The following is a 22,690-nucleotide window of genomic DNA, read 5'->3' on the forward strand; positions in this document are numbered from 1 at the left end:
TCGGCCTCCGCTGACCGCCGCCTGAAAGGATTCCTGACCAGCAATGGCCGACGAAACCACCCCCACCGCCGAGAACGCCGCGGAGGAGCAGCCCGTGCTGCGCATCGAGCCCGTCGGGCTCGAGACGGAGATGCAGCGCTCCTACCTCGACTACGCGATGTCCGTCATCGTCTCCCGCGCGCTGCCCGACGTGCGCGACGGCCTCAAGCCCGTCCACCGTCGTGTGCTGTACGCGATGTACGACGGCGGCTACCGGCCCGAGAAGGGCTTCTACAAGTGCGCCCGCGTCGTCGGCGACGTCATGGGCACGTACCACCCGCACGGTGACAGCTCCATCTACGACGCCCTGGTCCGCCTGGCCCAGCCGTGGTCGATGCGCATGCCGCTGGTGGACTCCAACGGCAACTTCGGCTCCCCGGGCAACGACCCGGCGGCCGCCATGCGCTACACCGAGTGCAAGCTCATGCCGCTGGCCATGGAGATGCTCCGGGACATCGACGAGGAGACCGTCGACTTCCAGGACAACTACGACGGCCGCAACCAGGAGCCCACCGTCCTGCCGGCGCGGTTCCCGAACCTGCTGGTCAACGGCTCCGCCGGTATCGCCGTCGGCATGGCCACCAACATCCCGCCGCACAACCTGCGCGAGGTCGCGGCCGGCGCCCAGTGGGCGCTGGAGCACCCGGAAGCCTCCCACGAGGAGCTCCAGGACGCGCTCATCGAGCGCATCAAGGGCCCGGACTTCCCGACCGGCGCCCTCGTCGTGGGCCGCAAGGGCATCGAGGAGGCGTACCGGACCGGGCGCGGCTCCATCACGATGCGCGCCGTGGTCGAGGTCGAGGAGATCCAGAACCGCCAGTGCCTGGTGGTCACGGAGCTTCCGTACCAGACCAACCCGGACAACCTGGCGCAGAAGATTGCCGACCTGGTCAAGGACGGCAAGATCGGCGGCATCGCCGACGTCCGCGACGAGACCTCGTCCCGGACCGGTCAGCGCCTGGTGATCGTGCTCAAGCGCGACGCCGTCGCCAAGGTCGTGCTGAACAACCTCTACAAGCACACCGACCTGCAGACGAACTTCGGCGCGAACATGCTGGCGCTGGTGGACGGGGTGCCGCGCACCCTGTCGATCGACGCGTTCATCCGCCACTGGGTGCAGCACCAGATCGAGGTCATCGTCCGCCGTACGCGCTTCCGCCTGCGCAAGGCGGAGGAGCGGGCCCACATCCTGCGCGGCCTGCTCAAGGCGCTGGACGCCATCGACGAGGTCATCGCCCTCATCCGGCGCAGCAACACGGTCGAGATCGCGCGCGAGGGCCTGATGGGCCTCCTGGAGATCGACGAGATCCAGGCGAACGCGATCCTGGAGATGCAGCTGCGCCGCCTGGCGGCCCTGGAGCGCCAGAAGATCGTCGCCGAGCACGACGAACTCCAGGCGAAGATCAACGAGTACAACGCGATCCTGGCCTCGCCGGAGAAGCAGCGCTCGATCGTCAGCGAGGAACTGGCGGCGATCGTCGAGAAGTACGGCGACGACCGGCGCTCCAAGCTGGTGCCCTTCGACGGTGACATGTCCATCGAGGACCTGATCGCCGAAGAGGACATCGTCGTCACCATCACGCACGGCGGCTACGTCAAGCGCACCAAGACCGAGGACTACCGCTCGCAGAAGCGCGGCGGCAAGGGCGTGCGCGGCACGAAGCTGAAGCAGGACGACCTGGTCGACCACTTCTTCGTCTCCACCACGCACCACTGGCTGCTGTTCTTCACGAACAAGGGCCGCGTCTACCGCTCCAAGGCGTACGAGCTCCCGGACGCCGGCCGCGACGCGCGCGGCCAGCACGTGGCGAACCTGCTGGCCTTCCAGCCGGACGAGAAGATCGCCCAGGTGCTCGCGATCCGCGACTACGAGGCGGCGCCCTACCTGATCCTGGCCACCAAGGGCGGCCTGGTGAAGAAGACGGCGCTCAAGGACTACGACTCCCCGCGCTCCGGCGGCGTCATCGCGATCAACCTCCGGGAGACCGAGGACGGCGGCGACGACGAGCTGATCGGTGCCGAGCTGGTCTCCGCCGAGGACGACCTGCTGCTCATCAGCAAGAAGGCGCAGTCGATCCGCTTCACCGCGACCGACGAGGCGCTGCGCCCGATGGGCCGTGCCACTTCCGGTGTGAAGGGCATGAGCTTCCGCGAGGGTGACGAACTGCTGTCGATGAGCGTTGTCCGGCCGGGTACGTTCGTCTTCACCGCCACCGACGGCGGCTACGCGAAGCGGACGGCGGTGGACGAGTACCGGGTCCAGGGCCGTGGCGGTCTGGGCATCAAGGCGGCGAAGATCGTCGAGGACCGCGGTTCGCTGGTCGGCGCGTTGGTGGTCGACGAGTCGGATGAGATCCTCGCCATCACGCTCGGCGGTGGTGTGATCCGCACGCGCGTCAGCGAAGTCAGGGAGACCGGCCGTGACACCATGGGCGTCCAGCTGATCAACCTGGGCAAGCGCGATGCCGTGGTCGGCATCGCTCGTAACGCCGAGGCCGGTCAGGAAGCTGACGAGGCCGACGAGATCGAGTCAGAGATCGAGGCCGCGGCGGCCGACGCAGCGGCCGCCGGGGCGGCCGAGGGCACGGAGCCCTCGGTCGGGGAGCACGAGGAGTAAGTCGTGAGTGGAGCCACGGGCGCCGGACCGGCCGAGACTGGAGCGAACGGTGCCCGTGGCCCCGCCGCGGACTCCCAGGGGGGAACCGTGACGGACACCCGAGAACCGGAACCCAAGCCGACGGCGCAGACCAAGACGCAGCCGAAGGCGAAGGAGACGGCCAAGGACCAGGCCACCAAGGACCAGGCCGGCGCCAAGGGCGAGCCCAAGGACCAGCCCAAGGACCAGTCCAGGGGCCAGACCGCCAAGGACCAGCCCAAGGGGCCGGCCAAGGACCGGGCCGGACAGCCCCAGAAGCCCCCGCAGGCCTACGCGGCGCCCACGGGCCCGGGTGCGCAGCGCGGGGCCGTCCCGGGGGTCCGTACGGCCCCCAGGACGCGCAAGGCGCGGCTGCGGGTGGCGAAGGCCGACCCGTGGTCCGTGATGAAGGTCAGCTTCCTGCTGTCGATCGCGCTGGGCCTGTGCACCGTCGTCGCGGCGGCGGTGCTGTGGATGGTCATGGACGCCATGGGCATCTTCTCGACGGTCGGCGGGACCATCAGCGAGGCGACCGGCTCGAACGAGGGCAACGGGTTCGACCTCCAGTCGTTCCTGTCGCTGCCGCGCGTGCTGATCTTCACCTCGGTCATCGCGGTGATCGACGTGGTGCTGATGACGGCTCTGGCGACGCTGGGTTCGTTCATCTACAACCTGTCGGCGGGCTTCGTCGGCGGCGTGGAGCTCACGCTGGCCGAGGACGAATGACCCGCTGACTGACCTGCGGGAAAGCCCCGCGGCGGTGACCTCAGGGGCTCCGCGCCGGGGGATTTGGGTTCCACTGCGTCTGTGCGCTAATCTTCAGGAGTCAGCGCGCAGGCGCGGAGGGGCTATAGCTCAGTTGGTTAGAGCGCATCCCTGATAAGGATGAGGCCACAGGTTCAAATCCTGTTAGCCCCACAGTGTCGAAGACCCCCAGGCCAAGGCCTGGGGGTCTTCTTCGTTGGTCCGTCCGGGGCGGTCCCAGGTAACCGATCGGTATCGGTCGGTGTGTATTGTTGGCGGCCAGAAGTCCCCAACGTCTACGAAAGACGAGGTCGCGCCGTGAAGAAGCTGCTCCTGGTCGCACTGGCCGCCATCGGCGGGCTCCTCGTGTACCGCCAGATCCAGGCGGACCGTGCCGAGCAGGACCTGTGGACGGAGGCAACCGACTCCGTGCCCTCTGGTTCCGGTGTGTGAGCCCCACGATTGATTCCATGAAGCCCCGGCCGCCGCTGCTGCCGGGGCTTCGTGCTGTTCCGGGCCCGCCCGCGGCGCCGGGGGGAAGTTCGGTTACGCAAAGATCTGGGTTGCTGTAGCGAATTCGGGGTGGGTGTGACGGACCGGGTGCGTCGGACGGCGCCGGCGGGGGCGGGCCGAAACGCACCGGCGGTGCGGCGGGGGTGGTTTCAGGCCCGTCGGGACCGAAACCGGGCGGAAGCGGACCGAGTTGGTCGAACACCTGCACCGGCTTCTCGCCGGGCACGGCGTCGGGCTGCAACTGGGCGGCCTCGGCAAGGGCCTTGCGCGCCCCTGTGGCGGCCCGGAACCGGCTCGCGGGGGCCGGGTGCAGGAGGTTCGGGATCACGCCCCACAGGGGCGCGGGGACGCCCTCGGGGGCTTCCGGGGTGCCGTGCGCCCCGAACTGTTCCACCGGGGCGCGCGCGTCGGGCCGGCTCCCGTGCAGGAGGTACAGGGCGACCAGGCCGACGGCGAAGAGGTCGGCGGGGAAGTCGGGCTCGGCGCCCGCCGGTTGTTCCGGGCGAAGCAGCCCGGCGTGCCGACGACGCGGTCGGTGTCCGTGAGCCGTGCTCGCCCTTGCGCACGGAGATCCCGAAGTCGGACAGCCGCAGGTGCGGCCGCCCGGTTTCGGTGGCCTCCCTCAGGATGTCGGCCGGTTTGACGTCGCGGTGGACGACGCCCTCCGCGTGCACCGCCGCCAGCCCCGACAGGAGCTGGTCGAGCAGCACGCACACGAACCGGGGCGGCAGCGGCCCGTAGTCCCCGAGCACGTGGGCCAGGGAGCCGCCGGCGACGAGGTCCATGGTGAACAGGACCTTGTCGTCGTCCGCCGCCCGGCCGGCGGGGGCCAGGACGTGCGGGGTGGTCGATGCGCAGGGCCTGCTCGCGCACGGACCGCAGGAGCATGTGGGCATCGCCCTGGAGGAGGACCTACGCGGCGACGTACGTGCGGCGGCGCCGGTACCGGGTCCGCCAGACGGCGCCCGCGCCGCCCCGTCCGATCGGATCGACCGGCTCGTACCGGCCGGCGAGGACCTCACCCGTCGCTGCGCCCGCCCCCCCGTCACCCGCGCGTGTCAGTTCTGGTGGGCCTCGTAGTGGGACACCGCCTCGGAGGTGCGGCCCGCCCCGTAGACCCGGAGGAACTCCGCCAGCTCGGGATGGGTGGGGGCGAGGGTGTCCGCCGCCTCGATGATGTCGCCGGCCGCGGCGACCGAGCGCAGCAGCGACTGGATCTCGCGCACGACGCGCTTGACGGTGGGGGCGCCGGAACCGGTGCTGGTCTGACCGCTGTTGCTGAGGACGGAACCGCCCTGGGTGTTCTTGATCTCGTCCATCCGGTCGGTGGCCTCGGCGGCGCTGACGCTGCCGTCCGCCACCTGGCCCGCGAGGTCCTGGAGGGCCTGGACCCGCTGGACCACGGCCGGGTTGCCGATCTTGGCGCGCTGCCCGCTCATCAGCTGGGACAGCATCGGCGCCGAAAGCCCGAGCACGGCAGCGAGGCGGGCCTGGTTGAGGCCGAGGTCATCTATGAGCCGTCGGAACAGCGCGCCGAGCGGCTCCCCGTACCAACTGCGCTGGAGTTCCCGGGCTCTGGCCGTGGCCTCCTGCTGTACTGCGTCCACTCTTCCTACTCCCCTTCGCTGGTGCGAACCTCGCGAGCATCTTACGGAGCGTGGTCGCGGGGCGGGAGTCCCTATCATTTTGCGGGATGCGGGGGTGCACCGGGTACTCTGTCCTGCGGAACGGACACTCCTTCCCGGGGGACGTCCGCGTCCAGTTGCTCGGGGCCTTAGCTCAGTTGGTAGAGCGCTGCCTTTGCAAGGCAGATGTCAGGAGTTCGAATCTCCTAGGCTCCACTTCAGGAAAGCCCCCCTGACCAGCGCAAACGCTGGTCAGGGGGGCTTTTTTCGTGGGCGCGGCGGGCCGTGTTCAGCGGGTCCGCGGGGAGCGCAGGAGGGCGGCCGCGACGGCGGTGGCCGCCAGCAGGAGGCCGGCGCCGGTGGCGAAGGCCAGGTGGTAGCCGGAGGTGAGGGCCTCGGGCCGGGCGGTCCCGGCGGCCGTCAGGGCCTCGGTGCGCGAGGCGGCGAGGGTGGACAGGACGGCGACGCCGAGGGCCATGCCGATCTGCTGCGTGGTGTTGAAGAGGCCCGAGGCCAGCCCGGCGTCCCGCTCGTCGGCGCCCGACATCCCCAGGGTGGTGAGCGCGGGCAGGGCCAGGCCGAAGCCGGAGGCCAGCAGCATCACGGGCAGCAGGTCGGTGACGTAGTCGGCCCGTACCGGCAGGCGGGTCAGCAGGGCGAGGCCGGCGACCAGCAGGGCGAGGCCGGTGAGCAGGACGCGGCGCTCGCCGAAGCGGGCGATCAGCTTCGCCGCGCCGCCGAGGGAGATGCCGCCGATCGCCAGGGCGGCCGGCAGCATCGCGAGGCCGGTCTCCGCGGCTCCGTAGCCCCGGACCTGCTGGAGGTAGAGGGCCACCAGGACCTGGAAGGAGAACAGCGCGGCCACCATCAGCACCTGGACCAGGTTGGCGCCGGCCACGGTGCGCGAGCGGAGGATCCGCAGGGGCATCAGCGGGGTGCGGGTCTTGGCCTGGCGCAGGGCGAAGCCGGCGAGCAGGGCCAGGGAGAGCGCCCCGAGGCCGAGGGTGTGCGCGGAGGTCCAGCCGTACTCCTCGACGCGTACGACGGCGTAGATCCCGGCCATCAGCCCGGCGGTGACGAGTACGGCGCCCGGTACGTCGGCACCGGCGCGCAGCCCGAGCCCCCGGTCGGCGGGGAGCGCGGGCAGGGCGGCCAGCAGGGCGGCGATGCCGATGGGCAGGTTGATGAAGAAGATCCAGTGCCAGTCGAGGGCGTCGGTGAGGACCCCGCCGAGCACCTGCCCGAGGGAGGCCCCGGCCGCTCCGGTGAAGGAGAACACGGCGATGGCCCTGGCGCGTTCGCGGGTCCCGGGGAAGAGGGTGACGAGGATCCCGAGGCTGACGGCGGAGGCCATGGCGCTGCCCACGCCCTGGAGGAAGCGGGCGGCTATGAGCAGGGCGGGGGACCCGGCGAACCCGGCGAGCAGCGAGGCGGCCGTGAAGACGGCGGTGCCCGCGAGGAACATGCGCCGGCGGCCGATCAGGTCGCCGAGCCGGCCGGCGAGGAGCAGCAGGCTGCCGAAGGCGATCAGGTAGGCGTTGACGACCCAGCTGAGGCCGGCGGGGCTGAAGCCGAGGTCGTCCTGGATGGCCGGCATGGCGACGGTGACGATGCTGCCGTCGAGGACGGTCATGAGCATGCCCGTCGAGAGCACGGCGAGGGCGGTGCGGCGCGAGCGCGGGCCGCGGGCCGGAGCGGCCGCCCCGGCGGGGGATTCCGTAACTGCGGTGGTCATGGGTCTCTCCGGTTCGTCGTCGGCGGGCATCGGCGGGCCATTCAGCGGCAACTGATGCGACCGTAGCAGATGGTTTTGTTGCAGACTATTTTTTTCGGATCGAATTGTTAGGCTGGTCCCATGACTGCGATGGGATCCACCTCGACCGAGCCCGACCTGTCCTTCCTCCTGGACCGCACCAGCCACGTCCTGCGGACCCGAATGGCCGCGGCCCTCGGTGAGATCGGACTGACCGCCCGCATGCACTGCGTCCTCGTGCACGCGCAGGAGGAAGAGCGCACACAGGCCCAGCTCGCCGAGATCGGCGACATGGACAAGACGACGATGGTCGTGACCGTCGACGCCCTGGAGAAGGCCGGACTGGCCGAGCGCCGGCCCTCCACCAAGGACCGGCGGGCCCGGATCATCGCGGTCACCGAGAAGGGTGCCGCCGTCTCCGTGGAGAGCCTGCGGATCGTCGACACGGTCCACGCCGAGGCCCTCGCCGACCTCGCCGAGGAGGACCGCGCGTGTCTGCTGCGGGTCCTCGGACGCCTCGCGCAGGGGCCGCTGGCCGTGCCCGCCGAGACCTCCCGCCCGGCCCGGCGCGCCCGGCAGCAGTAGCCGCCGGCGTCCCCCGTACGGCCCAGTCACCCGGCCGTGCGGCTGACGGTGGACGACAGTGGGGGGAGGCAATGAGGCCAGGGGGCAACAGCACGCCGGAGGCGCACGCGATGGGACTCTTCGATTTCCTGAAGTCGGACAAGAAGAAGGAACACGAGGCCGCGGAGAAGGCGAAGCGGGAGACGGAGCGGCAGGGGCCGAAGACGGGCTCCGACATGGGCTCCAAGTACGCGGACTCCTACGCGGATGCCGCCTCCGCGACCAAGGCGGCCGCGGAGCGGATGGCCGCCGCGGCTCCGCCCAAGGCGGCGGCCCCGCCCGCGGCCAAGCGCATGGCGCCCGCCGCCCCGAGCCCCGCCTCGGCGGCCCACAAGGCCGTCCCGGTGCCGCCGAAGCAGCCCCCGACGCCGGTGCCGGCCGCCACGAAGCGCACGTACACCGTCAAGCCCGGCGACTCGCTCTCCGCCATCGCCCGCCGCGAGCTGGGCAACGAGGCCCGCTGGCGCGAGCTGTACGCCATGAACCGGGGCGTGGTCGGCTCCAACCCGGACCTCATCCGGCCGGGGATGGTGCTGACCCTGCCGAACTAGCGCGCCGTACGCAGGAGGGGCCCGGATCCGCGGGTGGATCCGGGCCCCTCGGGCGTACGGCGCGCGTCAGGCGTTCTGGCCGCCGTTCGACTCGTGCTCCTTCTCCGCCAGCTCGTCGTCGAAGGAGGCCGGGGCGGCGTCCTGCGCGGACAGCTCGGTGGCCGCCGGGGGCTCCACCAGCCAGTCCGGGTTCGACTGCTGGTCCCACCACTTCCACGCCGCGAAGGCGGCGCCCGCCAGGAGCCCCACCAGTGCGGCGCCCTTGACCCAGCGGCCGCACCGCTCCTTGCGCTCCTGCCGCCGCACCAGGCGCTGCACCTCCTTGGCCGAGACCTGGCCGCGCAGTGCCGCGAGGGCCGCCGTCGAACGGGACGCGGCCTCCTCGGCCACCGGCCGGCTCGCCGCGAGGGCGCTCTCGAACCGGGGCGCCGTGTACTCGGCCGCCTGGCGCGCGGCGAGGCGCGTGTGGTGGACGGCCTTGACCGCGGCCCGGTCCACGTTCGGGGGAACGTAGGTGCGCGCCGCCTGCATCCTGGGATGAAGGTGGTTGTCGTAGGCCGCGCGCGCGTGCAGCGAGGCCTGGCAGGCCGCGTGGGAGACCTTGGGCGCCAGCCGCTCGTTCGCCTCGTGCGCGTAGTGCGCGGCCGCGTCCCTGGCGGTCTCTGCGTACGGGGCCACCACTTCCGCTGCGTGCTTCACGGCGTCCTTGGCGTTCTCGGCGGCCAGGCGCGCATGGTCCTTGCGGGTCACGGGATCCTCCTCCTCGGTGGCGGACACAGTTCACCTTTCCACCCTTTGTCGGATCATGCCCGTCACAGCGCCGCCGGCGCATGCGCGACAGGGCATACGGGTGGAGGATTTCCGCGGCTTTCCGCCCTCCGTGCGAGGATCGGGCCCGACAGTGAAGACTATGGAAGGCAGATCCGTGGCCGAGAAGCTCTACGCCACCCTGAAGACCAACCACGGCGACATCGAGATCGAGCTTCTGGAGAACTTCGCTCCGAAGACCGTCCGCAACTTCGTGGAGCTCGCCACGGGCGAGCGTGAGTGGACCCGTCCCACCGACGGCCAGAAGACCACGGCCCCGCTCTACGACGGCACCGTCTTCCACCGCGTCATCAGCGGCTTCATGATCCAGGGCGGCGACCCGCTCGGCAACGGCACCGGCGGCCCCGGCTACCAGTTCGCCGACGAGTTCCACCCCGACCTGGCCTTCACCAAGCCCTACCTGCTGGCGATGGCCAACGCCGGCCCGGGCACCAACGGCTCGCAGTTCTTCATCACGGTCGCCCCCACGGCCTGGCTGACCCGCAAGCACAGCATCTTCGGCGAGGTCACCGACGCGGCCAGCCGCAAGGTCGTCGACGCCATCGCCTCCGGCCCCACCAACCCGCGCACCGAGCGGCCGCTGGACGACGTGATCATCCAGTCGGTATCGATCGAGCGCCGCTGACCGCAGGAACGGCGGGGCGGGAACCATGGGGGCCCGCCCGTCCGTACTCGATGTGTACCGGAACGGCGGGGCGCCGGCCCCGTCACGCCGCCGATCGAGGGGACCGATGGACACCGACCGCCTGCCGGGCTGCTACCGCCACCCGGACCGCGACACGGGGATCACCTGCACCCGCTGCGAGCGGCCCATCTGCCCCGAGTGCATGATCAGCGCCTCGGTGGGCTTCCAGTGCCCCGAGTGCGTCCGGGGCGGTTCCGGCACCGGGCACTCCGCCGCCGCCAACGCCCCGCGCACGGTCGCGGGCGGACTGGTGACGGGCGATCCCCAGCTCGTCACCAAGATCCTGATCGGGATCAACGCGGCGGTGTTCCTCGCCGTCCTGGCGATGCCCGCTCTGGCCGTGAGCCTGGAGCTGCTCGGCCGGTACGTGGAGTACTACGGGGCGCCCGTCGAGGGGATCTCCACCGGGCAGTACCACCGGCTGCTGACCTCGGTGTTCCTGCACGTCGAGTGGTGGCACATCTTCGGCAACATGCTCGCCCTGTGGGTGATCGGCGGTCCGCTGGAGGCGGCCCTGGGACGCGTCCGCTACCTCGCGCTGTACCTGCTGTCCGGGCTGGGCGGCAGCGCCCTCGTCTACCTGCTCACCGCGCCGAACACCCCGACCCTCGGCGCCTCCGGCGCGGTGTGCGGCCTGCTCGGCGCCACGGTGGTCCTCGCCCGCCGGCTCCGCTACGAGATGCGGCCGGTGCTGGTCACCCTCGGGCTGATGCTGCTGGTCACCTTCGTGCCCTTCGGCGGGCTGTCGGTGTCCTGGCAGGCGCACATCGGAGGCCTGGTGACCGGCGCGCTGGTGGCGCTCGGGATGCTGGCGCCCGCCACGGGCCGCAGGCGGGCCCTGGTCCAGACGGCGGCCTGTGCGGTGGTGTTCCTGCTGGCCGTGACGGTGGTCATCGTCCGGACGGCCGAACTCACCTGATCACACCGGCGTCAACTCTCCACAGAGTTATCCACAGATCTTCTGTCTTTTCCTCAGGTGTGGATGACGCTGTGGATAACTCATGGGGAGAGCTTGCGCCGCTCGGCTATCCGAGTAAGGTGCCGGCCACTACTTCCACTGGGTGGAGACGCCGAAGCCCGCCGCGATGAAGCCGAAGCCGACCACGATGTTCCAGTTGCCCAGCGCCTCCACGGGCAGCCGGGTATCGGTCACGTAGAAGACCACGATCCACGCGAGGCCGATGAGGAAGAAGGCCAGCATGACCGGCGCGACCCAGCTGCGGTTCGTCAGCCTGATCGTCTGCGCCTGCTTCGCCGGCGGCGGCGTGTAGTCGTCCTTCTTGCGGATACGTGACTTCGGCACGAGGGGCTCTCCTGTCGATGCGCTGGGGACCTTGCCTGCCCCGGGCGTCCGTTAGCGTAGTGGACCTCTGGCATTGAAGGAGAAGGGTACGTTGAGCAATTCCGACGACTCCTCCACGGGTGCCCGCCGCCGGGCCAGGCCCGTCCGGCTGCTGACGGCTGTCGTCTTCGCCCTCGCCGGCCTCATCTTCGTCACCAGCTTCAACACCTCCAAGGGTACGAACATCCGGACGGACGCCTCGCTGCTGAAGCTGTCCGACCTCATCCACGAGCGCAGCGCCAAGAACGCCGAGCTGGAGAAGACCGCCGCCGCCGCGCGCGACCAGGTGGACGCCCTCGCCGCGCGCGACAGCGGCAGCACCAAGGCCGAGGAGGCCAAGCTCGCCGCCCTGCGCACCGCCTCCGGCACCGAGGAGCTCACCGGCCGGGGGCTGACGGTCACCCTCAACGACGCGCCGCCCAACGCCACCGCCCGCGTCCCCGGCGTCCCCGAACCCCAGCCCAACGACCTGGTGATCCACCAGCAGGACCTGCAGGCCGTGGTGAACGCGCTGTGGCTGGGCGGCGCCGAGGGCATCGAGGTGATGGGCCAGCGGCTGATCGCCACCAGTGCGGTGCGCTGCGTCGGCAACACCCTGATCCTCCAGGGCCGCGTCTACTCGCCGCCCTACAAGGTCTCCGCCGTCGGCGACCCGGCCGCGCTGCGCAAGGCGATCAACGCCTCCCCCGCCATCCAGAACTACCTGCTGTACGTCAACGCGTACGGGCTCGGCTGGAAAGTGGACGAGGAGAAGCGGCTGACACTGCCCGGCTACTCCGGCACAGTGGACCTCCACTATGCGAAGCCGCTGGAGTCCGCCGCGCCGTGACGTCGTACTGCGCCTGGTGGTACGGACGTTCAGCGAGGTGTGCCTGACCGCCGGGACGCTGATCGTCCTGTTCACGGCGTACGTACTGCTGTGGACCGGCGTCAAGGCCGACCGGGCCGCGGCGGCCGAGCGCGACCGGCTGCGCGAGCACTGGGCGGCGTCCGCCCCGGCGGCGGCCCCCGCCCCCCGGCAGGGGCAGGCCCCCGCCCCCGGAGCCGGGCAGGCCCCCGCACCCCAGGAGCCCGCGCCGGCGCCGTACGAGCCCGGGCGGGCCTTCGCCGAGCTGTACGTCCCCCGCTTCGGCAAGGACTGGAGCAGGCCCGTCCTGGAGGGCACGGACCCCGAACCGCTGAAGAGGGGCCTCGGCCACTACACCGGCTCGGCCCGCCCCGGAGGCGACGGGAACTTCGCGGTGGCCGGACACCGGCGCACCTACGGCGACCCCTTCAAGGACGTCCCCGAGCTGCGGCCCGGGGACACCGTGACCGTCCGGGACGCCACCGGCTGGTACACGTACACCGTCCGGGCCGCGCCGCTGCGCGTCCTGCCCGCCGAGACCGGGGTGGTCGCGCCGGTGCCGCGCCGGTCCCCGTTCGCCACCCCCGGCAAGTACCTCACCCTCACCACCTGCGATCCCGAGTGGGGGCACAGCCACCGCCTAGTGGTCTGGGCGGAGCTCACCGGCACCCGGCCCGCCGGGGGCCGGTGATTGCCCCGCTGAGCCCCGCCGCGGGGCCCCGGGCCCTTAGGCTGTTGCGGTACCGCCCCCGCGGTACGAGAACGAACGTGGACGACGAAGGAAACGGACGCAATGTACGGCTGGATCTGGCGGCATCTGCCGGGCAACGCGTGGGTGCGCGCGCTGATCTCCCTCGTACTGGTCCTGGCGGTGGTGTTCGTGCTGTTCCAGTACGTGTTCCCGTGGGCCGAGCCGCTCCTTCCGTTCAACGATGTGACGGTGGACGAGGGATCGGGAGCCACTCCGTGAGCGCGCGCATTCTGGTTGTCGACAACTACGACAGCTTTGTCTTCAATCTGGTCCAGTACCTCTACCAGCTCGGCGCCGAATGCGAGGTGCTGCGCAACGACGAGGTGGAGCTCGCGCACGCACAGGACGGCTTCGACGGCGTCCTGCTCTCCCCCGGCCCCGGCACGCCGGAAGAGGCGGGCGTCTGCGTGGACATGGTCCGGCACTGCGCCGACACGGGCGTACCGGTGTTCGGCGTCTGCCTCGGCATGCAGTCCATGGCGGTCGCCTACGGCGGCGTCGTCGACCGCGCCCCCGAGCTGCTGCACGGCAAGACCTCGCCCGTGGTCCACGAGGGGCTCGGCGTCTTCGCCGGACTGCCGTCGCCGTTCACCGCGACCCGCTACCACTCGCTCGCGGCCGAGCCGGCGACCCTGCCCGACGTCCTGGAGGTGACCGCGCGCACCGAGGACGGGATCATCATGGGCCTGCGGCACCGGGAGCACGACGTGGAGGGCGTCCAGTTCCACCCCGAGTCGGTGCTGACCGAGTGGGGCCACCGGATGCTCGCGAACTGGCTGGTGCGCTGCGGTGACGCCGGAGCCGTCGAGCGGTCGGTGGGGCTGGCCCCGGTGGTGGGCAAGGCCGTCGCGTGACGGCGGTCGCGCCGTCCGCGCCCAGCGAGGGCCGGGCCGCGCGGCGCAGGGCTGCGCAGGAGGCCGCGAAGCGCTCGCACGCGCGCTCCCGCCGGCGTGGCGGGAGCGGACGGGGCCGCAGACGCGCCCGTCCGCGCGGCGGCGGGCCGGTGGTGGTGCTCAGCCGGGCCGTCGGCGAGCTGTTCATCACCGCGGGCGTGGTGATGCTGCTCTTCGTCACCTACCAGCTCTGGTACACGAACGTCCTGGCGGAGCGGGCGGCCGACGGGGCCGCGGGATCGCTCCAGCAGACCTGGGAGCACCCGCCGGGAGCGGGCGCGCCGCCGCCCGTGGCGGCTTTCGAGCCCGGCCAGGGCTTCGCGATCCTGCACATCCCGAAGCTGGACCTGAAGGTGCCGGTGGCCGAGGGCATCAGCAAGGCGAAGGTCCTCGACAAGGGGATGGCCGGCCACTACGGCGAGGGGGCGCTGAAGACGGCGATGCCCTCCGACAAGCAGGGGAACTTCGCGGTCGCCGGACACCGCAACACCCACGGGGAACCGTTCCGCTACATCAACCAGCTGGTACCGGGTGACGCGATCGTCGTGGAGACGCGGGACGCGTACTACACGTACCAGATGACCTCCTCGCTGCCGCAGACCCCGCCGGCGAACGTGGCGGTGATCAAGCCGGTGCCGGAGGGCTCCGGGTTCACCGGACCCGGCCGCTACATCACGCTGACCACCTGCACGCCGGAGTTCACCAGCACCTACCGGATGATCGTATGGGGCAGGATGACCGATGAGCGCCCCCGAAACCAGGGCGCCCCGCCCGCACTGACCAGCCCGTAAGGACGAACCCGCAGTGTCTCGTGCCCGCCGCCGTTCCGCACCGCCGCCCGCCGACCGCAGCGTGATCGCGGGGGCCCTGAGCCTGCTGGGCGAGCTCCTGATCACGGTGGGCCTGGTCCTGGGCCTGTTCGTGGCGTACTCGCTCTGGTGGACCAACGTCCTCGCCGACCGGCAGGCCTCGGCGCGCGGCGACGAGATCCGCCAGCGCTGGGGCAGCCCCTCGCCCTCGTCGAGCGGTCCGGTGCAGCCGGGTGCCCTGGACACCAAGGACGGCGTCGGCTTCCTGCACGTGCCCGCGATGAGGAACGGTGAGGTGCTGGTCAAGGAGGGCACCTCGCCGGACGTCCTGAACGACGGCGTGGCCGGGTACTACCTGGATCCGGTGAAGTCCGCGCTGCCCTCGGACGACAAGGGCAACTTCGCGCTGGCCGCGCACCGCGACGGGCACGGGGCGAAGTTCCACAACATCGACAAGGTGAAGAACGGCGACGCGATCGTCTTCGAGACCAAGGACACCTGGTACGTCTACAAGGTCTTCGCGGAGCTGGCCCAGACCTCGAAGTACAACACGGACGTGATCAACCCGGTCCCCAAGCAGTCGGGCAAGACCGCCCCGGGCCGGTACATCACCCTGACGACCTGCACCCCGGTGTACACCTCGAAGTACCGCTACATCGTCTGGGGCGAGCTGGTCCGGACGGAGAAGGTGGACGACAAGCGCACCAAGCCGGCGGAGCTGCGCTGACGGGGTCCCCTCGATGCCCCGATGTTTCACGTGAAACGGCCCGGCCCCCCTCTCCTGGAGGGGGGCCGGGCCGTTTCGCTTCCGCGTCCTGCTAGCGGCGGTTTCCGCCCGTGAGGCCGCCGAACCAGCCCCCGCCCTGCTGGCCGCCGTCCTGCGGCTGGCTGGGGTTGGCCATCGTCCGGACGTTGACGACCGTGCCCGCCGGGACCGGCTGGGACACGGCCGGCTCGGAGGCCATGATCACGGCGTTGTCGTCCGTCGGACCGCTCAGGACCGCCCCGAAGTTCAGGTTGGCCGCCTTGAGGGTGTTCTTGGCCTGCGCCACGGTCTGGCCGGCCAGCGGCGGGACCACGGTCGGCTGGGACGACGCCTTGGAGATGCTGACGTTGACCGGGGTGTCCTTGGGGAGCTGCTGACCGGGCTCGTACTGCTGCTGGACGACCGTCTGGGGCGCGGCTCCCGGGGAGTCGACCTCGGTCGTGCTGCCGAGCTTCAGCTTGGCGTCCGTCAGGGCCTTGGTCGCGGCCGCCTTGTTCATGCCCTTGAGGTCCGGGACGACGCCCTTGGCGACTTCCTTGGCGACCTGGAGCGTGATCACGGAACCCTGCTCGGCCTGGCTGCCGCTCTTGGGGTTCTGCTCCAGCACGGTGCCGGGAGCGGCCGTGTCGGATTCGACGAGCTTCTTCTCGACCTGGAACTTCTTCGACTTCAGGCTCGACTCGGCGTCCTCGAACTTCAGCCGCGTGACGTCGGGGACCGCGACCTTGGGAGCGCCCGAGGACACCTTGACCTTGACCGTGGTGCCCTTGTCGACCTTGGTGTCGGGTGCCGGGTTCTGCGAGCAGACGTTGCCCTTGGGCTGGTCCGCGCAGGGCTCCTCGGCCTCCTTCTCCAGACCGAGGCCCATGTTCTTGGCGCTGCTCTGCGCCTGCTCGAAGGTCTGGCCGACGAGCTTGGGCACGGCGGGGCGGTTGTCCGCCGTGCTGTTGAAGATGGTCTTGCCGATCAGGATCGCGCCGACCAGGACGAGGACCGCGGCGACCGCCAGCAGGATCGTCGAGGCGCGGCTCTTCTTCTGCTGGCGGCGCCCGTGACCCTGGTCGTAGCCGCCGTGGCCCTGGTTGTCGTACGCGTAGTTGCCGTCGCCGCCCCCGGGGGGCATCGGCGGCATCATCGAGGTCTGGCCGGAGTCCTGGGAGCGCAGGGCGGTGGTGGGCTGGTCGTAGCCCTGGTGCCCGTAGCCGCCCTGGTCGGGGTAGCCGTAGCCGGCGGCGCCCATGGAGGCGGTCGCGGCGACGGGCTGGCCCTCGAGGCAGGCCTCGATGTCGGCCCGCATCTCGTCGGCGGACTGGTAGCGGTAGTCGGGGTCCTTGACCAGGGCCTTGAGGACGATGGCGTCCATCACGGGCGTGATCTCGGGGTCGAAGTTCGACGGGGGCTGGGGCTCCTCGCGTACGTGCTGGTACGCGACGGCCACCGGGGAGTCGCCGACGAACGGGGGGCGGACGCACAGCAGCTCGTAGAGCAGGCAGCCCGCGGAGTAGAGGTCGGAGCGCGCGTCGACCTGCTCGCCCTTGGCCTGCTCCGGGGAGAGGTACTGGGCGGTGCCGATCACGGCGGCCGTCTGCGTCATGGTCATGCCGGAGTCGCCCATGGCCCGGGCGATGCCGAAGTCCATGACCTTGACCTGGCCCGTCCGGGTGAGCATCACGTTGGCGGGCTTGATGTCGCGGTGGACGATGCCGGCGCGGTGGGAGTACTCCAGGGCCTGGAGGATGCCGATGCACATCTCGAGGGTGCGCTCGGGGAGCAGCTTGCGGCCGGAGTGCAGCAGCTCGCGCAGGGTCGAGCCGTCGACGTACTCCATCACGATGTACGGGATGGAGATGTTGTCGACGTAGTCCTCGCCGGTGTCGTAGACGGCGACGATCGCCGGGTGGTTCAGCGAGGCGGCCGACTGGGCCTCGCGGCGGAACCGGGCCTGGAAGGACGGGTCACGGGCGAGGTCGGCACGCAGGGTCTTGACGGCTACGGTACGGCCGAGCCGGGTGTCGTGGCCGAGGTAGACCTCGGCCATGCCACCGCGGCCGAGCACGTGGCTCAGCTCGTACCGGCCGCCGAGGCGACGCGGCTCTTCCATAACGTTCCAGCCCTCTCCGTCAGTCCCGACCGCACCGGCGTGTGGTCCGGCGGTGTGCTGCTCGCGGCAAGGCTACCGGCCGATCGACGGTGATCGGTTCGTGACCACAGGCTGATATCGGACCGGTACCGAGCGCTCGGATCCTGTCTTCGGTACTCATCCCTTGTTCTTCAGGACGGCTTCCATGACGGCCTTCGCGACGGGTGCGGCCAGGCCGCCACCGCTGATGTCCTCCCGGTCGGCGGCGCTGTCCTCGATGACGACGGCGACGGCGACGGGCGAGCTGCCGTCGGGGAGCTCGGCGTAGGAGATGAACCAGGCGTAGGGGCGCTTGGCGTTCTTCTCGCCGTGCTGGGCGGTACCGGTCTTGCCGCCTACCTTGACGCCGCTGATCTGGGCCTTGGTTCCGGTGCCCTTCTCGACGACGTTCACCATCATCTGCTGGACCTTCTGCGCGTTCGCCGCGCTGAGGGGCTTGCTCATCTCGGAGGGCTCGTGCTTCTCGATCGTGTCGAGGCCGGGCGCGGTGAGCTGGTCGACCATGTACGGCTTCATCAGCTTGCCGTCGTTGGCGATGGCGGCGGTGACCATGGCCATCTGGAGCGGGGTGGCCGCGGTGTTGAACTGGCCGATGGAGCTCTGCGCGTTGCCGTCGCGGCCCATGGTCTTGTCGTAGACGCTGGCGAAGGCGCGGACCGGGGTGTCGATCTTGTCGTTGTTGAAGCCGAACTTCTGGGCCGTCTCGACCATCTTGTCGCGGCCGACCTTGTCGCCCAGGTTCGCGAAGACCGAGTTGCAGGAGACCTTGAGCGCGTCGTTCAGGCTCGCCTTCTCGCAGCCGGCGGCGTGGTTGACCATCGGGGTCTTGGTGCCGGGCAGGATGTACGGCTCGGGAGTGTCCGTGGGCGCGTTGATGTCGCTGACCACGCCGTTCTCCAGCGCGGCGGCGGCCGTGACCACCTTGAAGGTGGAGCCCGGCGGGTACGTCTCGCGCAGGGCGCGGTTGACGAGCTTCTTGTCCTCGGAGTCCTTGAGCTCGACCCAGGCCTTCTCGTCGGCCTTGGAGTTGCCGGCGAAGGTGGACGGGTCGTACGAGGGGGTGCTGACCAGGGCCAGGATGGCGCCGGTGCGGGGGTCGATCGCCGCGACCGCGCCCTTCTTGGTGCCGAGCTGGTCGAAGGCGGCCTTCTGGGCGGCGGGGTTCAGCGTGGTGATGACGTTGCCGCCGCGCTTCTTCTCCCCGGTGAACATGCCGATGGTGCGGTCGAAGAAGAGCCGGTCGTCGTTGCCGGTGAGGATGCCGTCCTCCAGGGACTCCAGCTGGGTGGAGCCGAAGGCCTGCGAGGCGTAGCCGGTGACGGGCGCCCACAGGGGGCCGTCGACGTAGGTCCGCTTGAACTTGTAGTCGCTGCCCGCGGTGACGGCGGACCCGGTGACCGGCTGGCCGCCCTGGACGATGATGTTGCCGCGCTCGGTGCCGTACTGGGCGATCTGGACCCGGCGGTTCTCCTTGCGCGTGCTGAGTTCCTCGGCCTGGACGTACTGCAGCCAGTTGGTCCGGATCAGCAGGGCGAGGACGAGCAGCCCGCAGAACAGCGAGATGCGGCGCAGGGGCTTGTTCATGACGGGCGGACCACCTGGGTCATCTCGGAGTCGGGGGACGGGGCGGGGGCCGGGGCAGGTCGGCGTGCGGTGTCGCTGATCCGGATGAGGATGGCGATGAGGACCCAGTTCGCCAGGACGGAGGAACCGCCCGAGGCGAGGAAGGGCATGGTCATGCCGGTGAGGGGGATGAGGCCCATGACTCCGCCGGCGACGACGAAGATCTGCAGGGCGAAGGCGCCGGAGAGGCCGATGGCGAACAGCTTGCCGAAGGGGTCGCGGGCGGCGAGGGCGGTGCGCACGCCCCGCTCGATGATCAGGCCGTAGAGCAGGAGGAAGGCCATGACACCGGTCAGGCCGAGCTCCTCGCCGACGGTGGAGAAGATGAAGTCGGAGTTGGCGGCGAAGCCGATCAGGTCCGAGTTGCCCTGGCCCCAGCCGGTGCCGAGCACCCCGCCGGAACCGAAGCTCATGATCGACTGGCCGACCTGCTCGCAGGCGCCGGACGTGGAGTAGCAGGCGAAGGGGTCGAGCCAGGCGGTGACGCGGGCCTTGACGTGGCTGGCCGTGGCGCCGACGACGGTGGCGCCGCCGACCGACATGAGCAGACCGATGACGATCCAGCTGGTCCGCTCGGTGGCCACGTACAGCATGATCACGAACATGCCGAAGAACAGCAGCGAGGTGCCGAGGTCGTTCTCGAAGACGAGGACGAGCAGGCTCATCGCCCAGATCATCAGGATCGGGCCGAGGTCGCGCCCACGCGGCAGGTAGAGGCCCATGAAGCGGCGGCTGGCCAGGGCCAGGGCGTCGCGCTTCACCATCAGGTAGCCGGCGAAGAAGATCGCGATGACGATCTTCGCGAACTCACCCGGCTGGATGGAGAAGCCGCCGACGCTGATCCAGATCTTGGCGCCGAAGACGTCCGCGCCCAGACCCGGGATGACGGGCAGGATCAGCAGGACGAGGGCGCCGGCCATGGAGATGTACGTGAAGCGCTGGAGCACGCGGTGGTCCTTGAGGACCAGCAGCACGACCGCGAACAGGGCGAGGGCCAGCCCCGTGTACATCATCTGGCGCGGTGCGGACTCCGAGAAGGTGCCGAAGCTGCGCTTGGCGAGGTTCTGCAGCCGCTCCGACTGGTCCAGGCGCCAGATCAGGACGACGCCGAGGCCGTTGAGCAGCGTGGCGATCGGCAGCAGCAGCGGGTCGGCGTACTTGGCGTACCGGCGGACGACGAGGTGGCCGATGCCCGCGAGCACGGCGAAGCCGAGTCCGTAGAGCAGCGTGCCCGGGGGCAGCTCGCCGTGGATGGACAGGCCCACGTTGGCGTAGGCGAAGATCGGGATGACCACGGCGAAGGCGAGCAGCAGGAGCTCGGTGTTCCGTCGGCTCGGCGCCTCGATGGCGCCGATGGTGGTCGTGTTGGTGACAACGCTCATGGTGTGGCAGGCCCCCTGTGCCCGCGTATGTCTACTGCTTTTCGCACTGGCCGACGACAGCCTGCTCCGCGGGAGTCAGGCTGGGGCCGGGCGTCTGGTTGCCCTGGGCTTCGGAAGCGCGGCGTGCCTCGTCCTGCTTGCAGGCGGAGACCTGGACCCCGAGCTCCTCGATCTTCTTGCGCGCACCGTCGAGGCTGCTCTCGCTGATCGTGGACTCGACCTGCTTGCGCTTGAAGGGCGGGAGGTACTTCAGTTCGATCTCGGGGTGGTCCGTCTCCACCTGCGAGAGGTGGATCCAGGCCAGGTTCTGGCTGAGGCCGCGGTACAGCGCGACGTGGTCACCCTTGACGCCGACGTAGTACTGCGTCTGCGTCCACCGGTGCGCCGCGTACAGGCCGCCGCCGACGACACCGGCCACGAGCAGCAGGATCAGCGTGCGCGTGGTCCACTTGCGCCCTTTGCCGCGCCGCTTGCGCGGGTGGTCGTAGGTGTCCTCGTACTTGCCGTCGGCGTCGTAGGGCTCGGGTTCGCCGAAGTTGCCCAGTGCGCCGCCCTGGCCCTGGTCGGGGTATCCGTAGCCGGGGGCTTCGCCGCTGCCGGGGGGGCCGAAGGAGCCCGCCGGCGGCGGGGCCTGGCGGCCGAGCCCGGAGGCCCGCCCGGCCGGCGTCTGCATGGCGTTGCCGTCGAAGAGCTGGTGCTGGTTCTCGGCGACCGCGCCGACGACCACCGGGGTGTCGTTCAGCTGGGCGGCCATGGTGTCGCCGCTGTCGGTGTCGAGGACGTCCGCGACGATGCAGGTGATGTTGTCCGGACCGCCGCCGCGCAGGGCGAGCTGGATCAGGGACTGCACCGTCTCGTGCGGGCCGTGGTAGTCGGCGAGGGTCTCCTCCAGGGTCTGGTGGGAGACCACGCCGGACAGGCCGTCGGAGCAGATCAGGTAGCGGTCGCCGGCCCGGACCTCGCGGATCGAGAGGTCGGGCTCCACGACGTCGCCGCTGCCGAGGGCCCGCATGAGGAGGGAACGCTGCGGATGGGTGGTCGCCTCCTCCTCGGTGATCCGGCCCTCGTCGACGAGGCGCTGCACCCAGGTGTGGTCCTGGGTGATCTGCGTGAGGACGCCGTCGCGGAGCAGGTAGGCGCGCGAGTCGCCGACGTGCACGAGACCGAGGCGCTGGCCGGTCCACAGCAGGGCGGTGAGCGTGGTGCCCATGCCCTCGAGCTGGGAGTCGTCCTCGACCATGACGCGCAGCTGGTCGTTGGCGCGCTGCACGGCGATGCCGAGGGCGGTGAGGATGTCGGAGCCGGGGACGTCGTCGTCGAGCTGGACGAGCGAGGAGATGACCTCGGAGCTGGCGACCTCGCCGGCTGCCTGGCCGCCCATGCCGTCGGCGACGGCGAGGAGCCGGGGACCGGCGTAGCCGGAGTCCTCGTTGCCCTCGCGGATCATCCCCTTGTGCGATCCGGCGGCGAAACGCAGGGACAGACTCATGCGCACCTGCCCTGTCGACGCCTCGGGGTACAACCGGTCTCGAGCCACACTGCCCACCCTCCGGTCGGGAGCGCGCTCGGGTCCGTGTCCCCGGTGGGACGGACCGCCGCGGCTCGCTCGCTCCGCTCGCTCATTCTCGTACTACTTCCGCAGCTCGATGACGGTCTTGCCGATGCGGATCGGGGCGCCCGGCGGAATGGGCGTCGGGGTGGTCAGCCGGGTCCGGTCGAGGTACGTGCCGTTCGTGGACCCGAGATCCTCGACGATCCACTGGCCGTCACGGTCGGGGTAGATCCTGGCATGCCTGCTGGAGGCGTAGTCGTCGTCCAGCACGATCGTGGAGTCGTGGGCGCGGCCCAGCGTGATCGTCTGGCCGGCGAGGGCGACCGTGGTGCCCGTGAGGGTGCCCTCGGAGACGACGAGCTTGGTCGGCGCGCCCCTGCGCTGACGCTGCTGGGGCGGCGCGGCCTGCCGTCCCGCCTGCTGCGCGGCTCCGCCGGCGGCGGCGCCGCGGCGCGATCCGCGCTGCGTGACGCGCGTACCGAAGAGGTCGCTGCGAATGACCTGAACGGCCACGATGACGAACAGCCACAGAACGGCCAGGAAACCCAACCGCATGACCGTCAGGGTCAGCTCTGACATTGCCCCCGC

Annotated in this window: 21 protein-coding genes, 2 tRNA genes and 2 pseudogenes; 15 read left to right on the top strand and 10 right to left on the bottom strand. The window is 70.6% G+C overall.

The annotated features are described in order from the left end of the window. Positions 1-43: 43 nt before the first annotated feature. The 4 genes from gyrA (at position 44) to ABD973_RS16150 (ending at position 3,871) form a co-directional block, all read left to right on the top strand. Positions 44-2,656, top strand: coding sequence for a DNA gyrase subunit A (gene gyrA / locus ABD973_RS16135; RefSeq protein ID WP_125597970.1), 2,613 nt, complete (start codon positions 44-46; stop codon positions 2,654-2,656). Positions 2,657-2,659: 3 nt separating this feature from the next. After that, entirely contained in the window at positions 2,660-3,400 is a 741-nt protein-coding gene (locus tag ABD973_RS16140; RefSeq protein WP_345500517.1) for a DUF3566 domain-containing protein, read from the top strand. Between the two features lie 118 nt (positions 3,401-3,518). After that, positions 3,519-3,592 (top strand) — tRNA-Ile (locus tag ABD973_RS16145). Between the two features lie 144 nt (positions 3,593-3,736). After that, entirely contained in the window at positions 3,737-3,871 is a 135-nt protein-coding gene (locus tag ABD973_RS16150; protein ID WP_208809277.1) for a DLW-39 family protein, read from the top strand. Between the two features lie 112 nt (positions 3,872-3,983). Here ABD973_RS16150 and ABD973_RS16155 read toward each other — a convergent pair. Beyond that, a pseudogene (locus ABD973_RS16155) lies at positions 3,984-4,993 on the bottom strand (serine/threonine-protein kinase); the annotation flags it as partial. Beyond that, entirely contained in the window at positions 4,990-5,538 is a 549-nt protein-coding gene (locus tag ABD973_RS16160) for a helix-turn-helix domain-containing protein (protein WP_007265216.1), read from the bottom strand. The gene ABD973_RS16160 and the pseudogene ABD973_RS16155, both read right to left, overlap by 4 nt. Positions 5,539-5,699: 161 nt before the next feature. On the opposite strand from ABD973_RS16160, the gene ABD973_RS16165 reads away from it, so the two are divergent. Further along, a tRNA-Ala gene (locus ABD973_RS16165) sits at positions 5,700-5,772 on the top strand. Between the two features lie 73 nt (positions 5,773-5,845). Here ABD973_RS16165 and ABD973_RS16170 read toward each other — a convergent pair. Beyond that, a complete protein-coding gene (locus tag ABD973_RS16170) occupies positions 5,846-7,291 on the bottom strand; it encodes an MFS transporter (protein ID WP_125821723.1) in 1,446 nt (481 codons plus the stop codon). A gap of 120 nt (positions 7,292-7,411) precedes the next feature. Here ABD973_RS16170 and ABD973_RS16175 point away from each other — a divergent pair, with 120 nt between their 5' ends. Both ABD973_RS16175 and ABD973_RS16180 read left to right on the top strand, forming a co-directional pair. After that, positions 7,412-7,894: a MarR family winged helix-turn-helix transcriptional regulator gene (locus ABD973_RS16175; protein WP_125821722.1), complete on the top strand. Its 483-nt coding sequence runs from the start codon at positions 7,412-7,414 to the stop codon at positions 7,892-7,894. Between the two features lie 110 nt (positions 7,895-8,004). Next, positions 8,005-8,484, top strand: coding sequence for a LysM peptidoglycan-binding domain-containing protein (locus ABD973_RS16180; RefSeq protein ID WP_241253303.1), 480 nt, complete (start codon positions 8,005-8,007; stop codon positions 8,482-8,484). A gap of 66 nt (positions 8,485-8,550) precedes the next feature. On the opposite strand, the gene ABD973_RS16185 is transcribed toward ABD973_RS16180, so the two are convergent. After that, positions 8,551-9,234, bottom strand: a complete 684-nt coding sequence (locus ABD973_RS16185) for a DUF5324 family protein (RefSeq protein ID WP_125821721.1) — start codon at positions 9,232-9,234, stop codon at positions 8,551-8,553. A 175-nt stretch (positions 9,235-9,409) separates the two neighbouring features. On the opposite strand from ABD973_RS16185, the gene ABD973_RS16190 reads away from it, so the two are divergent. Continuing rightward, positions 9,410-9,937: a peptidylprolyl isomerase gene (locus ABD973_RS16190; RefSeq protein ID WP_125597985.1), complete on the top strand. Its 528-nt coding sequence runs from the start codon at positions 9,410-9,412 to the stop codon at positions 9,935-9,937. 106 nt (positions 9,938-10,043) lie between these two features. Then, positions 10,044-10,916, top strand: coding sequence for a rhomboid family intramembrane serine protease (locus tag ABD973_RS16195; protein WP_125821720.1), 873 nt, complete (start codon positions 10,044-10,046; stop codon positions 10,914-10,916). A 129-nt stretch (positions 10,917-11,045) separates the two neighbouring features. Here the strand turns inward: ABD973_RS16195 and crgA are convergent, their stop codons facing one another. Beyond that, positions 11,046-11,300 carry a cell division protein CrgA gene (gene crgA / locus ABD973_RS16200; RefSeq protein ID WP_125821719.1) on the bottom strand — a complete coding sequence of 85 codons (255 nt, stop codon included), beginning with the start codon at positions 11,298-11,300 and terminating at the stop codon, positions 11,046-11,048. Positions 11,301-11,391: 91 nt separating this feature from the next. On the opposite strand from crgA, the gene ABD973_RS16205 reads away from it, so the two are divergent. The 6 genes and pseudogenes from ABD973_RS16205 (at position 11,392) to ABD973_RS16230 (ending at position 15,366) form a co-directional block, all read left to right on the top strand. Continuing rightward, positions 11,392-12,168 (top strand): DUF881 domain-containing protein, encoded by a 777-nt coding sequence (locus ABD973_RS16205; protein ID WP_125821718.1) that lies wholly within the window; start codon positions 11,392-11,394, stop codon positions 12,166-12,168. Then, complete coding sequence (locus ABD973_RS16210) at positions 12,137-12,877, top strand: class E sortase (RefSeq protein ID WP_125821717.1); 741 nt, start codon at positions 12,137-12,139, stop codon at positions 12,875-12,877. Before ABD973_RS16205 ends, ABD973_RS16210 begins: the two co-directional genes overlap by 32 nt. 102 nt (positions 12,878-12,979) lie before the next feature. Continuing rightward, complete coding sequence (locus ABD973_RS16215; RefSeq protein ID WP_030011120.1) at positions 12,980-13,156, top strand: hypothetical protein; 177 nt, start codon at positions 12,980-12,982, stop codon at positions 13,154-13,156. Further along, positions 13,153-13,791 carry an aminodeoxychorismate/anthranilate synthase component II gene (locus ABD973_RS16220; protein WP_125595746.1) on the top strand — a complete coding sequence of 213 codons (639 nt, stop codon included), beginning with the start codon at positions 13,153-13,155 and terminating at the stop codon, positions 13,789-13,791. The genes ABD973_RS16215 and ABD973_RS16220 overlap by 4 nt, the downstream gene beginning before the upstream one ends. A gap of 152 nt (positions 13,792-13,943) precedes the next feature. After that, positions 13,944-14,621 (top strand): annotated as a pseudogene (locus tag ABD973_RS16225) (class E sortase); the annotation flags it as partial. Positions 14,622-14,634: 13 nt separating this feature from the next. Further along, positions 14,635-15,366: a class E sortase gene (locus tag ABD973_RS16230; RefSeq protein WP_125595740.1), complete on the top strand. Its 732-nt coding sequence runs from the start codon at positions 14,635-14,637 to the stop codon at positions 15,364-15,366. A gap of 91 nt (positions 15,367-15,457) precedes the next feature. Here ABD973_RS16230 and pknB read toward each other — a convergent pair whose 3' ends face one another. From pknB to ABD973_RS16255, 5 genes are all read right to left on the bottom strand, one after another. Next, the gene (gene pknB / locus ABD973_RS16235) at positions 15,458-17,506 is read right to left on the bottom strand and encodes a Stk1 family PASTA domain-containing Ser/Thr kinase (RefSeq protein ID WP_125595737.1); all 2,049 of its coding nucleotides are present in this window, start codon (positions 17,504-17,506) and stop codon (positions 15,458-15,460) included. 156 nt (positions 17,507-17,662) lie between these two features. Beyond that, positions 17,663-19,129 (bottom strand): peptidoglycan D,D-transpeptidase FtsI family protein, encoded by a 1,467-nt coding sequence (locus tag ABD973_RS16240; protein ID WP_125595732.1) that lies wholly within the window; start codon positions 19,127-19,129, stop codon positions 17,663-17,665. Further along, the gene (locus ABD973_RS16245) at positions 19,126-20,550 is read right to left on the bottom strand and encodes an FtsW/RodA/SpoVE family cell cycle protein (protein WP_125821714.1); all 1,425 of its coding nucleotides are present in this window, start codon (positions 20,548-20,550) and stop codon (positions 19,126-19,128) included. The genes ABD973_RS16240 and ABD973_RS16245 overlap by 4 nt, the downstream gene beginning before the upstream one ends. Positions 20,551-20,581: 31 nt before the next feature. After that, positions 20,582-22,039 (bottom strand): PP2C family protein-serine/threonine phosphatase, encoded by a 1,458-nt coding sequence (locus tag ABD973_RS16250; RefSeq protein ID WP_185899397.1) that lies wholly within the window; start codon positions 22,037-22,039, stop codon positions 20,582-20,584. A 141-nt stretch (positions 22,040-22,180) separates the two neighbouring features. After that, complete coding sequence (locus ABD973_RS16255; protein ID WP_125595723.1) at positions 22,181-22,681, bottom strand: FHA domain-containing protein FhaB/FipA; 501 nt, start codon at positions 22,679-22,681, stop codon at positions 22,181-22,183. Positions 22,682-22,690 lie beyond the last annotated feature (9 nt).

The organism is Streptomyces racemochromogenes (genome assembly GCF_039535215.1).
GTDB lineage: Bacteria > Actinomycetota > Actinomycetes > Streptomycetales > Streptomycetaceae > Streptomyces > Streptomyces racemochromogenes.